Origin of the sequence: Streptomyces sp. CG4 (assembly GCF_041080655.1) — a bacterium.
GTDB lineage: Bacteria > Actinomycetota > Actinomycetes > Streptomycetales > Streptomycetaceae > Streptomyces.
This window is the reverse complement of sequence record NZ_CP163525.1, coordinates 9,062,695-9,075,393: the sequence shown is the minus strand read 5'-3', so window position 1 is coordinate 9,075,393 and position 12,699 is coordinate 9,062,695. Positions and strand designations below refer to the sequence as shown.

Annotated in this window: 15 protein-coding genes; 7 read left to right on the top strand and 8 right to left on the bottom strand. The window is 71.5% G+C overall.

The features are described from left to right. The first annotated feature begins 6 nt into the window (after positions 1-6). From AB5L52_RS41865 to AB5L52_RS41855, 3 genes are all read left to right on the top strand, one after another. On the top strand, positions 7-876 hold the full coding sequence (locus AB5L52_RS41865; protein ID WP_369368361.1) for a class II glutamine amidotransferase: 870 nt from the start codon (positions 7-9) through the stop codon (positions 874-876). A gap of 140 nt (positions 877-1,016) precedes the next feature. Beyond that, positions 1,017-1,592: a GNAT family N-acetyltransferase gene (locus AB5L52_RS41860; RefSeq protein ID WP_369368360.1), complete on the top strand. Its 576-nt coding sequence runs from the start codon at positions 1,017-1,019 to the stop codon at positions 1,590-1,592. Positions 1,593-1,666: 74 nt separating this feature from the next. After that, a complete protein-coding gene (locus tag AB5L52_RS41855) occupies positions 1,667-1,900 on the top strand; it encodes a hypothetical protein (RefSeq protein WP_369368359.1) in 234 nt (77 codons plus the stop codon). Between the two features lie 77 nt (positions 1,901-1,977). Here the strand turns inward: AB5L52_RS41855 and AB5L52_RS41850 are convergent, their stop codons facing one another. The 3 genes from AB5L52_RS41850 to AB5L52_RS41840 all read right to left on the bottom strand — a co-directional run bounded on the left by AB5L52_RS41850 (position 1,978) and on the right by AB5L52_RS41840 (position 5,705). Next, the gene (locus AB5L52_RS41850; protein ID WP_369368358.1) at positions 1,978-3,684 is read right to left on the bottom strand and encodes an LCP family protein; all 1,707 of its coding nucleotides are present in this window, start codon (positions 3,682-3,684) and stop codon (positions 1,978-1,980) included. A 346-nt stretch (positions 3,685-4,030) separates the two neighbouring features. After that, positions 4,031-4,393 carry an ArsR/SmtB family transcription factor gene (locus AB5L52_RS41845; RefSeq protein ID WP_369368357.1) on the bottom strand — a complete coding sequence of 121 codons (363 nt, stop codon included), beginning with the start codon at positions 4,391-4,393 and terminating at the stop codon, positions 4,031-4,033. Between the two features lie 205 nt (positions 4,394-4,598). After that, on the bottom strand, positions 4,599-5,705 hold the full coding sequence (locus AB5L52_RS41840) for a TerD family protein (RefSeq protein ID WP_351023407.1): 1,107 nt from the start codon (positions 5,703-5,705) through the stop codon (positions 4,599-4,601). Between the two features lie 243 nt (positions 5,706-5,948). Here AB5L52_RS41840 and AB5L52_RS41835 point away from each other — a divergent pair, with 243 nt between their 5' ends. Continuing rightward, positions 5,949-6,215, top strand: coding sequence for a GlsB/YeaQ/YmgE family stress response membrane protein (locus AB5L52_RS41835; RefSeq protein WP_351023404.1), 267 nt, complete (start codon positions 5,949-5,951; stop codon positions 6,213-6,215). Positions 6,216-6,237: 22 nt separating this feature from the next. On the opposite strand, the gene AB5L52_RS41830 is transcribed toward AB5L52_RS41835, so the two are convergent. Next, on the bottom strand, positions 6,238-6,822 hold the full coding sequence (locus AB5L52_RS41830) for a TerD family protein (protein WP_369368356.1): 585 nt from the start codon (positions 6,820-6,822) through the stop codon (positions 6,238-6,240). A gap of 44 nt (positions 6,823-6,866) precedes the next feature. Continuing rightward, positions 6,867-7,442 carry a TerD family protein gene (locus AB5L52_RS41825; protein WP_351570134.1) on the bottom strand — a complete coding sequence of 192 codons (576 nt, stop codon included), beginning with the start codon at positions 7,440-7,442 and terminating at the stop codon, positions 6,867-6,869. A 216-nt stretch (positions 7,443-7,658) separates the two neighbouring features. Between AB5L52_RS41825 and AB5L52_RS41820 the strand changes: the two genes are divergently transcribed. After that, positions 7,659-8,042 (top strand): BlaI/MecI/CopY family transcriptional regulator, encoded by a 384-nt coding sequence (locus AB5L52_RS41820; RefSeq protein ID WP_351023396.1) that lies wholly within the window; start codon positions 7,659-7,661, stop codon positions 8,040-8,042. A 7-nt stretch (positions 8,043-8,049) separates the two neighbouring features. Next, the gene (locus AB5L52_RS41815; protein ID WP_369368355.1) at positions 8,050-8,982 is read left to right on the top strand and encodes a M56 family metallopeptidase; all 933 of its coding nucleotides are present in this window, start codon (positions 8,050-8,052) and stop codon (positions 8,980-8,982) included. A gap of 252 nt (positions 8,983-9,234) precedes the next feature. Here AB5L52_RS41815 and AB5L52_RS41810 read toward each other — a convergent pair whose 3' ends face one another. Continuing rightward, entirely contained in the window at positions 9,235-9,837 is a 603-nt protein-coding gene (locus tag AB5L52_RS41810) for a hypothetical protein (RefSeq protein WP_369368354.1), read from the bottom strand. Between the two features lie 406 nt (positions 9,838-10,243). Between AB5L52_RS41810 and AB5L52_RS41805 the strand changes: the two genes are divergently transcribed. After that, on the top strand, positions 10,244-10,708 hold the full coding sequence (locus AB5L52_RS41805) for a pyridoxamine 5'-phosphate oxidase family protein (protein WP_369368353.1): 465 nt from the start codon (positions 10,244-10,246) through the stop codon (positions 10,706-10,708). Here AB5L52_RS41805 and AB5L52_RS41800 read toward each other — a convergent pair. Beyond that, positions 10,695-11,486 carry a TIGR03943 family protein gene (locus tag AB5L52_RS41800; protein WP_369368352.1) on the bottom strand — a complete coding sequence of 264 codons (792 nt, stop codon included), beginning with the start codon at positions 11,484-11,486 and terminating at the stop codon, positions 10,695-10,697. The genes AB5L52_RS41805 and AB5L52_RS41800 overlap by 14 nt on opposite strands. Next, on the bottom strand, positions 11,483-12,502 hold the full coding sequence (locus tag AB5L52_RS41795) for a permease (protein WP_351023381.1): 1,020 nt from the start codon (positions 12,500-12,502) through the stop codon (positions 11,483-11,485). The genes AB5L52_RS41800 and AB5L52_RS41795 overlap by 4 nt, the downstream gene beginning before the upstream one ends. Positions 12,503-12,699: the final 197 nt, after the last annotated feature.

Genomic DNA, 12,699 nt, shown 5'->3' with positions numbered 1-12,699 from the left:
GTTGCCGTGTGCCGGCTGTTCGGGCTGATCAGCTCCCCGCTCCGCACGCACGCCACGTTCTGGCTGCTGGACGCCCCCGACAGCCTCAGCGCCCAGAGTCACCGCGAACCCGACGGCACCGGACTCGGGTACTTCGACGCGGACGGCACCGCGGAGGTGCACAAGGCACCGATCGCCGCCTACGAGGACCGCGCGTTCGCCCAGGAGGCCCGCGAGGTGGAGTCGGCCACCTTCCTCGCACACATCCGGTACGCCTCCACCGGCGGGCTGGACCTGCGCAACACGCACCCCTTCGAGCAGCAGGGGCGGCTGTTCGCGCACAACGGCGTGATCGAGGGGCTCGACGCACTCGACCGCCATCTGGGCACGGACCGCTCGCTCGTGCACGGCGACACCGACTCCGAGCGCTTCTTCGCCCTGGTGACGCGGGAGACCGCGGCGCACGGCGGGGACGTGTCGGCCGGCATCGGTGCCGCCGCACGCTGGGTCGCCGCCCATCTGCCCCTGTACGCCCTGAACATCGTCCTCGTCACCGCGCGGGAACTGTGGGCCCTGCGCTATCCCGACACCCATGAGCTGTACGTCCTGCGGCGCCCGGCCGGAGGCCACGAGGGATCGCGGCATCTGGACCACACCGGCCGGGGCGGACGTCTGCGGGTGCGCTCAGCGCATCTGGGCGATGCTCCGTCCGTCGTCGTGGCCAGCGAGCGCATGGACGAGAGCCCGCACTGGCAGCTCATGGCGCCCGGCGAGCTGCTCCATGTCGGCCCCGAGCAGGAGGTGACCTCACGCATCGCCCTGCCCGAACCCCCGGCCCACCTGCTCACCCTGTCCGATCTGCGTCCCGAGGCCGCGGCCTCCCAGCGGCCCGCGTAGTCCGACGCCGGCTGCGGGACTCGGCGGGGACGTCCCCCGTGCCGGGCAACGGTTCCGTGCCGTCGAGGTGTGACGGCCTCAAGTGCCGTGCGCACACGCTCAGTTCCTCGTTCGGCCTGCACTCTTTGTAGGGTCGGGCCATGAGGACGACTGGAGACGACGCGATGGTTTCCGGCGAGGCCGGGCCCGTCGCCTACCGGCCCGCACGGGCCGAGGACTTCGCGGCCATGGCGGAGATCGACGGGTCCTTCACCACGGACTCGGTGTTCGAAGTGACCGCCGCGGACGGGGTGTTCGCGATCCGGGAGACCGCGCTGGACGTACCCCTCCACAAGACCTTCCCGGATGAGCCCGATGACGACGACGGCGATGCGGAGCCGACGCGGACGGTGGTCGCCGTCGCCGGCGACGAACTGTGCGGTTTCCTCCAGGCCTCCTTCGCGCCCTGGAACGCGCGCGTGACCATCCGCGACGTCGAGGTGGCACCGCGGTGGCGCGGCAGGGGTATCGGATCGGCCCTGATGCGGCACGCCTTCGACTTCGCGCGGGAGTGCGGGGCGGTTCATGTGTGGCTGGAGGTCAGCAACATCAACGCTCCCGCCGTCCGCGCCTATCTGCGCATGGGCTTCGCCTTCTGCGGACTGGACACCACGCTCTACGACGGCACGGAGTCGGCGGGCGAGCGGGCACTCTTCATGTCCCGCCGGGTCGACTGACGGGCGGCACGCCGGACGTACCCGTGACCCGGCTCACCGTTTCGAATATTTGCGCAACCCTTAAACTGTCGGCTGTGGAGACTACCGAAGTGAAGGGCTGGGAGACCGCCGTGCTCGACGGAGGGCCGGCGGACGGGCTGCGGATGAAGGTCTCCGACCGGCCGCGCGTGATCCAGGTGACGTACCCCTGCCGCATCGAGGCCGCACCGCCCGGCGGCGTGCGCGCCGAGGCGGTGTACCTGTACCGCAGGGACTACACCATCACCACCGAGCCCCTGCGCTACGGCTTCGACATCGCCAGCCCCTGACCGGCCGGGAGCGGCACGCGGCCGCGCCGCCCGCCGCTCCCGCTGTGCCACCGGTGCGCCAGGTCCCTCGCCGCCGGTCAGGCGTCCGAGTCGGGCTTGCCGCGCGCCGCCGCGTACGCCTCGGACGGTGTCATGGAGACGCCGTTGACGCTGACCGTCTTGTAGGGGCTGACCTTGGCGCAGGTCTTGGCCTGATCGGCCGTGGAGGCGTGCGCGTTGGACACCGCGGCATGGGTGTCGGCGGGTGCCGGTGCGGAACTGCCGCCCGGGAAACTGGTGCCGCTCGGCCAGTCGCCGCCGATCACCAGGGTCAGGCCCCTGCCGGTGCCCTGCTTCAGGTGTCCGGAGGACAGACCGAGCGCCTTGGCCACCGTCTGTGCCTCGTCCTTCTGGTCGGCGCCGTAGGTGAGGGTGGTGGTCGTCGCGGGGCTCGGGGCGTTGGCCGTGGTCGTGGCGGAGCTGAAGCCCTGGTCGGTCAGCGCGGACGCGATGTCCGAGGCACGGCCGGTGACCGCGGTGCCGTTCTCGACCGTGACGGCGATCTGCGCCGCCGGTACGGCCGGGGCGGTGGCCTTCGCGGTCGCCGAGGCCGCCGCGGCCTTCTGGCCGGAACCGGTGGTCAGCGACTGGTCGTTGGAGATGGTGGCGAAGAGGGTCTTGGCACCCGGGCCCACGACCAGGCGTTCCTTGTTGCCCGGATCGGGGGCCGTCTGCATCGTCGTGAACGTCATCCGTTGCGTCGGCACCTTGTTCACGTCCGACGCGAGCGAGATCAGCTTCTTCACCGTGCCCAGACCGTCGTCCACGGTCAACGCCTTGGTCGCGGCGTCGGCCAGGCCGTAGACCGCGGTGGGGTCGATGAGTGTGCCCGCGCTCTTGAACTTGCGGATCATCGCGCTGAGGAAGATGTGCTGGGTCGTCGTACGGCCGAGGTCACTGCCGTCGCCGAAGCCGTGCCGGGAGCGGACGAACTCCAGCGCCCCGTCGCCCTTGAGGGTGTGGGTGCCCTTGGAGAGCTTCAGGTGCGAGTAGGTGTCGTAGACGTTGTCGCTGACACACACGGAGACACCGCCGACCGCGTCGGACATCTGCACGACGCCGGAGAAGTCGAGCTTGACGAAGTGGTCGATCGGGATGCCGGTGAGCTGGTGGACGGTGGCCACCTGGCAGGCGGGGCCGTACTGCAGTGCGCTGTTGATCTGACCGTAGTAGCCGGACGTGGACTGGCCCGACTCGCTGTCCTTGCAGGCCGGGACCTTGGTCATGGTGTCGCGCGGGATGCTCATCACCGTCGCGTTGGAGCGGTCGGCGGATATGTGCAGCACCATCTCCACGTCCGCGTTGCTGCCGGTCTGCACGCCGGTCTTCGAACAGCCGCCGCCGAGCTTGCAGTCGGCCGCACTGGTGCGGCCGTCGGAGCCCATGACCAGGATGTTGATCGGGGTGCGGCCGAAGGCGTCGGCCTTCTCGCTGCCGCCCTCGCCGTCCAGCGAGAGGCTGTGGATGTTGCCGTTCAGGTGCTCGTAGAACCACCAGCCGGCACCGGCCGTGACCACGATGATGGTCGACAGGCCGATCCCGAGGATCTTCAGCACCTTCCGGCCGCGACCCACCTGACGGGCCCGGCGTGCCCGCTTGCCGCCGCGCGCGCGGGCGGCCGCTCTGGCCGCCGCCCGGCCGCCGGTCGGACGCGCCCCGTCGGGCTCGGCCGCTCGCTGTCCGGGCACCCGCGCATTACGGCTGCGCGTGGCCTGGCCGGAGGGCCCGTCCCACGGGTCGCTCATCTCCCACTCCCATGAACGGTCGGGCCCGTCAGTCCGGGCCGTGGGGTGTACGGCCCGGCCCGCGCGGCGAGGTACGGGGCGGGCGGAGCATGCCGCTCCACCTTGCTTGCGTAGTTGCGCAATCTAGCAAACCAGCTGCCCGAACAGCGCAGATACACACACGCTTCACAGGTGAGGCGTGACATGGAACTGCCGTGCGGACCAGGCCGGTACGGAAGCGGGAGTCTACGCGTCATACATAAGAACGGGTATAAGAATGGAGATGGGTCACTTCAATATGGGGGCAAAGCGGATACAAGGGTCGTAAGAGGACCCGTACATCGCGGCAGTACACATCGCGTCGATCTCAGCCACATGTCCGGCGCAGGCTGTGGACGGGCGAGGTGGTGTGGTGCGAGCGCGCGGTCAGCTGGCCCACCATCACCCGGACCAGGGTCATGACGTCGGGGTCGTCGACGAAGTAGACCTGTCGCCGGCCCTCGCGACGGGCGCGGACGAGTCCGGCCAGCTTGAGCTTCGCCAGGTGCTGGCTGACCGCGGGCAGCGCGCCTCCGACCCGGTCGGCGAGATGCGTGACATCGCTCTCCCCCTGCGACAGGGCCCACATCAGATGCAGACGCGCGGGGGAGGCGAGCAGGCCGAACGCCGCCGCGGCCTCCGCCAGCACCTCGGCGGGCGGATCCTCGAAGCCGACGGCGTTCTCCGTCACAGTCTTCTCCCGTCCCCGCCCTCGTCACGGCCGGCGCACACGCGCCCGCCCAGTGTAGGCGGCCGGGCGGCTGCGGGACGGCCCGCACGCGAGCACGCGACACGAGCACGGGCGAGGACTCAGCCCTTCCGGACCAAGGACTCAGCGCTCTCGGACCGGGGACCCGGTCCTCGCAGCCGGGGACTCGATCCTCGTGGGAGAAGTGTCAGTCCTCGTAGTAGTTGTTGACCACGACCTCCGGCTCGTCGTCGTCGAACGCTTCGTTGAGCAGCGCGCCACCGATGAGACCGGCCGCGCCGGCGCCGATGAGCGCGCCCGTGCCGAAGCGCCGGCCGCCGCCCTGCTGGTGATGGTCCTGGTCCCCGTACGGCTGCCCATACCCCTGCTGCGGGTAGCCCTGCTGCGGATAACCCTGCTGCACCGGCTGCGGATAGCCCTGCTGGGGCGGGGTGTAGAACGGCGGCGGCGTGGTCTGCACTCTCTGTGCGCAGGCGCCGCAGGTCTGGACGGGGCGGGGCACGCCCCACTGCGGGGACCAGGTCACCGTGGTGACGCCCGGGCCGTGGTTGGGGTCGAAGAAGCAGGTCACAGGAGAACTCCCGGTGTTGTGCGGGGATGTGGTGAAAGCCGGGGCCGACGGGGCGACCGGCGGCTGCGGCGGGACGGGCGGCACAGGTGCACCGCCGGTCGGCTTCGAGATGGTGACCGGGGCCGGACCCGGTGTCGGACTCGGCGATGCGGGCGCCTCCTCCAGCACGGAGACGCCGTAGTCCGTGGCGATGCCGGCGAGTCCCGAGGCGTACCCCTGCCCGATCGCGCGGAACTTCCACTCCGCGCCGTGCCGGTACAGCTCGCCGAAGACCAGCGCCGTCTCGGTCGACAGGCCACCGGGCGCGAGGTCGTAGCGAGCCAGTTCGGCGCCGCTGTCCCGGTCGAGGACGCGGATGTGCGCCCGCCGCACCTGACCGAAGGACTGACCACGCCGTGCGCCGTCGTAGAGGGCCGCCGGGAAGACGATCTTCTCGACCCGGTCCGGGACCCTGGTCAGGTCGATCTCGATCCGCTGGTCGTCGCCGTCGACCGCGCTGCCGCCGCCGGAGTGGCGGACCGAACCGTCGGGACTGCTCAGGTTGTTGAAGAAGACGAAGTGCTCGTCGGACAGCACCGTGCCCGACGGGTCGCACAGGAGCGCGCCGGCGTCCGGTTCGTACCCGGTGTTCGCCTGCCAGCCCAGCCCGACCGTCACCGCAGTCAGGCCCGGGGCCTGCTTGCTCAGCGACACATTGCCGCCCTTGGTCAGGGACACACTCATCCTCGTCCTCCGCAGCCGCTCACATTTACCGCGTCCATCATGATCGACGGCTCTTGACCGCTCTCAGTTCCATGATTGCGCAATGTCTTAATCATGTAGCAGAACCTTTACGGATCATCACCAGGGGCCGGACCCCCTGCCCGGAGCACGTCAAGAGCCCCTAGGCTTGCGCAAACAGGCAAACCGCAGTGTCGGCGTCCGGCGCACCCGGCGCGGATCCCGACCCGACTGAAGGACAACACCGTGGGCATCATCAGCTGGATCATCCTCGGCCTGCTCGCCGGAGCCATCGCCAAGATCCTGCTGCCCGGCCGCGACCCGGGCGGCCTGATCGGCACCACCCTGATCGGCGTCGCGGGCGCCTTCGTCGGAGGCTGGCTCTCCGCCCACTTCCTCCACCGCCCGTTCGAGAAGCACTTCTTCGACCTCTACACCTGGGGCGCGGCGATCGGCGGCTCCCTGGTGCTGCTCATCGGATACCGCATCCTGTTCGGCAACTCCCGCGACTGACCCCGCTCCTGGGGTCCGCCGCTCACAGGTGAGCGGTTACGGCGGGCAGCAGATCCTGGAACGTCCGCCCCGCGGCCGGCTCGCCCAGGGCCGTCAACTGCCAGCCGGAGCCGCCGCGGTGGAGCTTCGCCATGATCTGGGCCGTGTACGCGCCACCGCCGCTGAGGGTGTAGCGGGCGAGCTCCTGGCCGGTGCGCTCGTCGACCAGCCGGCAGAACGCGTTCTGCACCTCGGTGAAGGTCTGGCCGGTGAACGAGTTCACCGTGAAGACGATCTGGTCGACATGCCCGGGGACGCGCGACAGGTCCACCAGGATGACCTCGTCGTCGTCCCCGGCGCCCGCGCCGCCGGTCAGGTTGTCGCCGAGGTGCCGTACCGAGCCGTCCTCGCTGACCAGGTGCCGGAAGAAGACGACGTCCGCCAGCTCGCCGCCCGCGAACAGCAGGGCGGAGGCGTCCAGGTCGATCTCGCGGGTGCCGGCCAGCTTGGCCAGGAACCCCTTGCGCGGTGCGGCCTGCCAGCCCAGGCCCATACGGACGGCGGCCAGCGCACCGCCGTCGGACTTGCTCAGACTGATCCGCTGGCCCTTGCTCAGGTTGACCGACACCGGTCGCCTCGCTCTCTGTCGCTCTCTCGCCGTGTCGTGCCGGATCAGACGTTGACGCCGAAGTCGCCCGCGATGCCCGCGAGTCCGGAGGCGTAGCCCTGCCCCACGGCCCGGAACTTCCACTCGGCGCCGTTGCGGTACAACTCGCCGAAGACCATCGCGGTCTCGGTCGAGGCGTCCTCCGACAGGTCGTAGCGGGCGAGTTCGGCGCCGCCGGACTGGTTGACCACGCGGATGAAGGCGTTGCGCACCTGGCCGAAGCTCTGGCCGCGCGCGTCGGCGTCGTGGATGGACACCGGGAAGACGATCCGGTCGACCTCGGCGGGTACGGCGACGAGGTTCACCTTGATGCTCTCGTCGTCCCCCTCGCCCTCACCGGTGAGGTTGTCGCCGGTGTGCTCGACGGAGCCGTCCGGGCTGGTGAGGTTGTTGTAGAAGACGAAATGACGGTCGGAGACGACCTTGCCCGCGTCGCTCAGCAGCAGGGCGGAGGCGTCGAGGTCGAAGTCGGCGCCGGTGGTGGTCCGCACGTCCCAGCCCAGTCCCACGACGACCGCGCTCAGGCCCGGTGCCTCCTTGCTCAGCGACACGTTCCCACCCTTGGCCAGGGAAACACCCATGGTTCGTCCCTCCACGCACACGATCGGTTCGGGTCCGCTTCCCGGACCCGTATTGAATCTACAACACTGTAGAAGTTACGGGCTGTACGGCACGGCGGCGCCGCCGCGCACAGCGGCAACCGGCCGGCGATGTACCGCTCTGTACGATGTGACGTTCCTCCGGCACGAGGGGTTGAGGCGAGCCCGGCATTCAGGCTCGGCAGAAGGGAGACAGCGGTGACCGAGCCCGAGGCGGGCCGTCGGCGCAGGGCGCGGGGCGCGCTGGAGACACGGGTGCTGGCGGCGCTGCACGAGGCCGGGGCGCCGGTGACCGCAGGCTGGGTGCAGAAGCACCTGGCGGCCGACCTCGCCTACACGACCGTGATGACGGTCCTCGCGCGCCTGCTGGCGAAGAACGCCGTCACCCGCAGGCGGGAGGGCCGGTCGTTCGTGTGGCTGCCCGCCGCGGACGAGGCGGGGCTCGCCGCGCTGAAGATGCGCAAGGTCCTGGACGGCGAGCAGGACCGCCGGGCGGTGCTGGCGAGTTTCCTCACCGCGTTGCCGGAGGGCGACGAGCGACTGCTGCGCGAACTGCTGGACCAGGCCGCCGACGAGAACTGAGCACCCGATGGGAATCTTCGTCTTCCTGCCCCTGATCCTGCCGCTCACGGCCTGGCCGATCGCGCGCCTGGCCGAGCAGCGCCTCCATCCGCGCACCGCCACCGTGCTGCTGACCGGCGTCGCCACGGTGATGGCGCTGTGCAGCACGGTGTGTCTGGCGCTGCTGATGGTCGTCGGCACGGCCCAGCTGCCGGGCAATCCGCTGCCGGACGGCTGGTCGGACCCCGAGGTGCGCGAGAGCGTTCCCCGGCACGAGGTCGCCGGGAAGGCCGCGATTCCCGCGCTGCTCACCGTCGTGGCGACCTGCCTCCGGTCCCTGCTGCGGCACCGCCGGGTACGGCGCCGGGCCCATGCGGCACTGCGGGGACTGCCGCCCACGCAGGTGGCCGTGCTGCCGGACACCTCCCCGTACGCTTACGCCCTGCCGGGCGGCCCGCGCGACCGGATCGTCGTGTCCACGGCGATGCTCGACTCCCTCCCGTCCCGGGAGCGCCGCGCGCTCTTCGCACACGAGCGCGCCCATCTCTCCGCCCGGCACCACCGGCATCTGCTGCTCGTCCAACTCGCCGCCGGCGCCAACCCGTTCCTCCGGCCGCTGCGGACGGCGGTCGCCTACACGGCGGAGCGCTGGGCGGACGAGGAGGCGGCCCGGGCCGTCGGCAGCCGCAAGGCGGTCGCCCGGGCGATCGGCACCGCCGCGCTCGTCTCCGGTGCCGCACCGGCACCGACGCTCGCCGCGCTGGCCGCGCCCGGACCACTCCCCCGGCGGGTCGCCGCACTCCTCGCCCCGGCGCCGAGCGGGCGCGCCTGGCCGTCCGTCTTCACTGCGGTGGGCCTGGCGCTGTGGACCGCGGCCACCGGAGCCGTCCTCTCCGCGACGTGCTCAGCCAACTCCGCGGTCACGCTGCTGCTCCTGCTACGGGCGGCAACCCCGCTCTGAGCCAGTCGGTTCCGGGCAGGCGGATCCACTGGCTGTGCCGGAAGACGTTGCGGGGGCCCGGCTCACGCACTGGCGGACCGCCGACGGATCTCTCTCCTCGGAGACACCGAGCACGCCCCGGCCTGGTGGGATGACGGTTTCCGTGGTGTGCTGGTGGTGGCGGGAAGGACCGTGAACAGACGCGGGGAAGCGGCCGCCGTGCCGTGCACCGCGCAATCCGGATCCGCGAGAAGCGGGTGGCCCTTTCCGCCCTCAGCCTCGTCCGCCGCTGAGGTTGCCCCAGCGGGGTCCGATCTGCTTCCACTCCTCGTCCCACTCGGCCATGCGCCGCCGGATCATCCGGGTGCGGACCAGCCAGCCCGCGCTCCAGACCGCCGCGCCGGCCGACGGGGCGACGAGGGCGCCGGTGAGGGCGGCCTGCAGGTCCGCCGCGGCGCCGGTGACGGGCGCGGAGACCACGTGGCCGGCGCGGTTGGTCCACACGTTCACCTGGGATCCGACGGGGGTGCCGGGCCGGACCTTGGCCCGGTCGGTGTGCACGGTGCCGTGGGTGTCCGTCCAGCGCACGGTGGCCCAGACCCGGCCGTCGTCGTAGCCGGTCCCGGAGGTCGGGTTGCTCGCCACGCTGTCGGTGAGCACGGCGGTCACGGCGTGCACCCGCGCCTGCCGGGCGGAGAGCGCGGCCTCGGCGTTGTGGGCCGCCGCGAGTCCGGCGACGGCGCCGCCGAGGACGGCGAGCACCCAGGTCACGAGGACGATCCAGGCCTCGATGACATCGCTGTGCCGTCTGAGCGGATTGCGCCGCCAGCGCCACAGCCGTACCCGGGCGACCGTCGTGGGAGGTGTCCGGTTCATCGTCACCGCCTCCTCTCGCGCACCGGCGGCTTCGCCGCACACTCCGCGTCCGCCTCGCCGGGCGGGGTCATGCCGGGCGGGCGGCGAGCGCGGTCGGGGCGGTCTCCCGGGCCCGGCCGTCGAGTGTCACCCCACCATCGTGCACCTCATTCCGGGCGGTGGCGGGGTGAGTGCCGTAGTGATGCCCGGCGACGTGCGACCCGACCCCTTTGACCAGCGAGATCGGGACATCCGGCCCTGCAGCCGGGGCCGAAGGGCACTGGGTGGCTCACGGGCCATGCGCGACCGTGGACACCAGGAGCGGCACCGGCTCCCCCGCGGTGCCGCTCCGTCCCCGGCGGTTCGCCACGCGCGCCGGGGGCCGGAGGAGCGAGCAGACCGTCACGCACCTGCGGAGAAGCCAGCCATGATCCGTCACGACGAGCCGGTGCACCGGCGCATCGACCTGGGCCCCAGCGAGGCACTGCGGCTGCTGGGCACCGTGTCGCTGGGGAGGATCGTCTTCACCCGGCAGGCGCTGCCCACCGTCCGCCCGGTCAACCACGTCCTCGACGGCGGCGACATCGTCATCCGCACGCACGAGGGCGCCGCGCTCACCGCGCACGCCCAGCAGGACGGCGGCAAAGGCGTCGTCGTCGCCTACGAGGCCGACGCGATCGATCCGGACACACAGCTCGGCTGGAGCGTCGTCGTCACCGGCTACGCACGGCTCGTCACGGACCCCGCGGACCTGGCCCGGGTCCGGACGCTGCTCACCCCCTGGGCGCCGCACGAGGACATGGACCACGCCGTGCGCATCCGCCCCCATCTGGTCACGGGCGTGCTCCTCACGGACGGGGTGGGGGCCGGTACGGCGGTCAGGACGGCGTGAGCGGCAGGTCGTCGGTGTAGGCGTTCACCGGCTGGGCGATGGGGCGCGCGGCCCTGGCGTCGAGAGCCACCCGCGCGGTCCTCGTGCCGAGGGCGCCCTGGGGGTGCCAGGTGCCGGTCACCGCGAGCCAGGTGTTCGCGGGAGGTGCCTCGGGGCCGTACACCCGGATCTTGACGGTCTGTGAGTCGGCCGCGCAGCACGTGAAGATGATCCGGGTCAGATACCAGCCGTCCTCGTCCTCGGCCGGGGTGACGAAGCCCGTGAGCTGGACGACGCGGTCCTTGATGGCTCGGGTGCGATCCTGTTGGACGCGCTTGGTGAAGTCGGTGAGGGTCAGGGGCAGCGGTGAGGTCGCGGGCAGCGGAGCGAATCCTGTCCTCTGCACCGCCACCGGCTTGTTGTTCGAACGTGCCGCCGTGTACGCGCCGAGGGCGGGCGGCGCGTAGAAGAGCAGGCTGAGCGCCGGGAGGAACAGCAGCCAGGCGATGCGTGGGGCGCCGGAGTGGTCGTGGCCGTGCGTGTTTCCGTACGCGTCGCCGTGCTCGTCGCTGTACTCGTCGCTGTGTGCGTGTTCTCGGTCGTCGTGGGTGGTGTGCCGCTGTTCGCCGCGGAGGGCCGCCGCGGCGAGGCCGAGCAGCAGGAGGACGACGCCGGAGGCGATCAGCAGGGGTCGCAGACCGGCCTTGACGTAGCGCAGATAGGTGTCGGTGAACAGGGCCGTGTGCAGCAGGCCGATGCCGGTCAGCGTCAGGAGGAGGGTCTGGGCAGGGCGTTTCACAGCAGGGCGCCTCCGATCAGGACGCTCGCGGCGACCGCCACGACGGTGGTGGCCGTGGAGAACCGCCAGGCGAAGGCCCGTCCGAAGGTGCCCGCCTGAAGGGCGATCAGCTTCAGGTCGACCATCGGCCCGACCACCATGAACGCGAGCCGCGCGGTCGGCGAGAACCCGGCGAGCGAGGCGGCGACGAAGGCGTCGGCCTCCGAGCAGACCGCGAGCAGCACGGCGAGCCCGGCCAGGAAGAGCACCGAGAGCCAGGGTGAGCCGGAGAAGGCGTCGAGGACAGAGCGCGGCACCGCGACGTTGAAGGTGGCGGCGGCCATGGCGCCGAGGACGAGGAAGCCGCCGGCGTGCAGGAAGTCGTGCTGGAAGCCGAGCCGGAACTCGGTCCAGCGGCTGTGGCCGGGGCGGTGGCCCGTGTGTCCGTGCCGCAGGATGCGCTGCAGCCACTTCTCCTTGCCCAGCCAGAGCCAGAGCCAGCCCATCACGGCCGCCGTGGCGAGGGAGGCGAGCAGCCGGGCGACGACCATCGCGGGGCTGCCGGGGAAGGCGACGGCGGTGGCGGTGAGCACGACGGGGTTGATGGCGGGCGCGGAGAGCAGGAAGGCGAAGGCGGCGGCCGGGGTGACACCGCGTCGGATGAGGCTGTTGGCGACCGGGACGGAGGCGCACTCACAGCCAGGCAGCACCGCGCCCGCCACGCCGGCGACCGGCACGGCGAGAGCGGCCCGCTTCGGCAGGACCTTGGTGAACAGCTCGGCCGGCACGAAGGCGTTGATGGCGCCGGACAGCGCGGTGCCGAGCAGCAGGAAGGGGAGCGCCTGGACGGTGATGGCCAGGCAGACGGTGCGCCAGGCCTGGACGGCCGGTTGGGTCAGCCACTGCGTACCGGCGAGGAGGAGGACGGCCGCCGCGCAGGCCGTGAACACGAGGACGGCGACCGGCCATGGCCGGATGCGGCGTACGGGCGGCGAGCCGGCGGGAGCGACCGCCACGCCCTCGACCACGCCAACCATTTCATCCGTTTTTTCCATTATCACCCCGGATGTCAGTGTCTGGCCGACGATAGGCGAGCCACCGGTTCCGGCCGCGCGTACACGCCGCCGCACGACCAACCCTTGCCTCGCAATGCGCCCATTGGTGGCGCAGGTGGCGCTCCTCACAATTCGCCGCCGTCAGGCGTGAAGGTGACGGGTGCCACTTCGCCCGGCGC

What these genes read in the sequence shown, in the direction of transcription:
- AB5L52_RS41860 (WP_369368360.1), top strand. Translation starts at nt 1,017, where the DNA reads ATGAGGACGACTGGAGACGACGCGATGGTTTCCGGCGAGGCCGGGCCC.
- AB5L52_RS41850 (WP_369368358.1), bottom strand. Translation starts at nt 3,684, where the DNA reads ATGAGCGACCCGTGGGACGGGCCCTCCGGCCAGGCCACGCGCAGCCGT.
- AB5L52_RS41840 (WP_351023407.1), bottom strand. Translation starts at nt 5,705, where the DNA reads ATGAGTGTGTCCCTGACCAAGGGCGGCAATGTGTCGCTGAGCAAGCAG.
- AB5L52_RS41825 (WP_351570134.1), bottom strand. Translation starts at nt 7,442, where the DNA reads ATGGGTGTTTCCCTGGCCAAGGGTGGGAACGTGTCGCTGAGCAAGGAG.
- AB5L52_RS41815 (WP_369368355.1), top strand. Translation starts at nt 8,050, where the DNA reads ATGGGAATCTTCGTCTTCCTGCCCCTGATCCTGCCGCTCACGGCCTGG.
- AB5L52_RS41810 (WP_369368354.1), bottom strand. Translation starts at nt 9,837, where the DNA reads ATGAACCGGACACCTCCCACGACGGTCGCCCGGGTACGGCTGTGGCGC.
- AB5L52_RS41805 (WP_369368353.1), top strand. Translation starts at nt 10,244, where the DNA reads ATGATCCGTCACGACGAGCCGGTGCACCGGCGCATCGACCTGGGCCCC.
- AB5L52_RS41795 (WP_351023381.1), bottom strand. Translation starts at nt 12,502, where the DNA reads ATGGTTGGCGTGGTCGAGGGCGTGGCGGTCGCTCCCGCCGGCTCGCCG.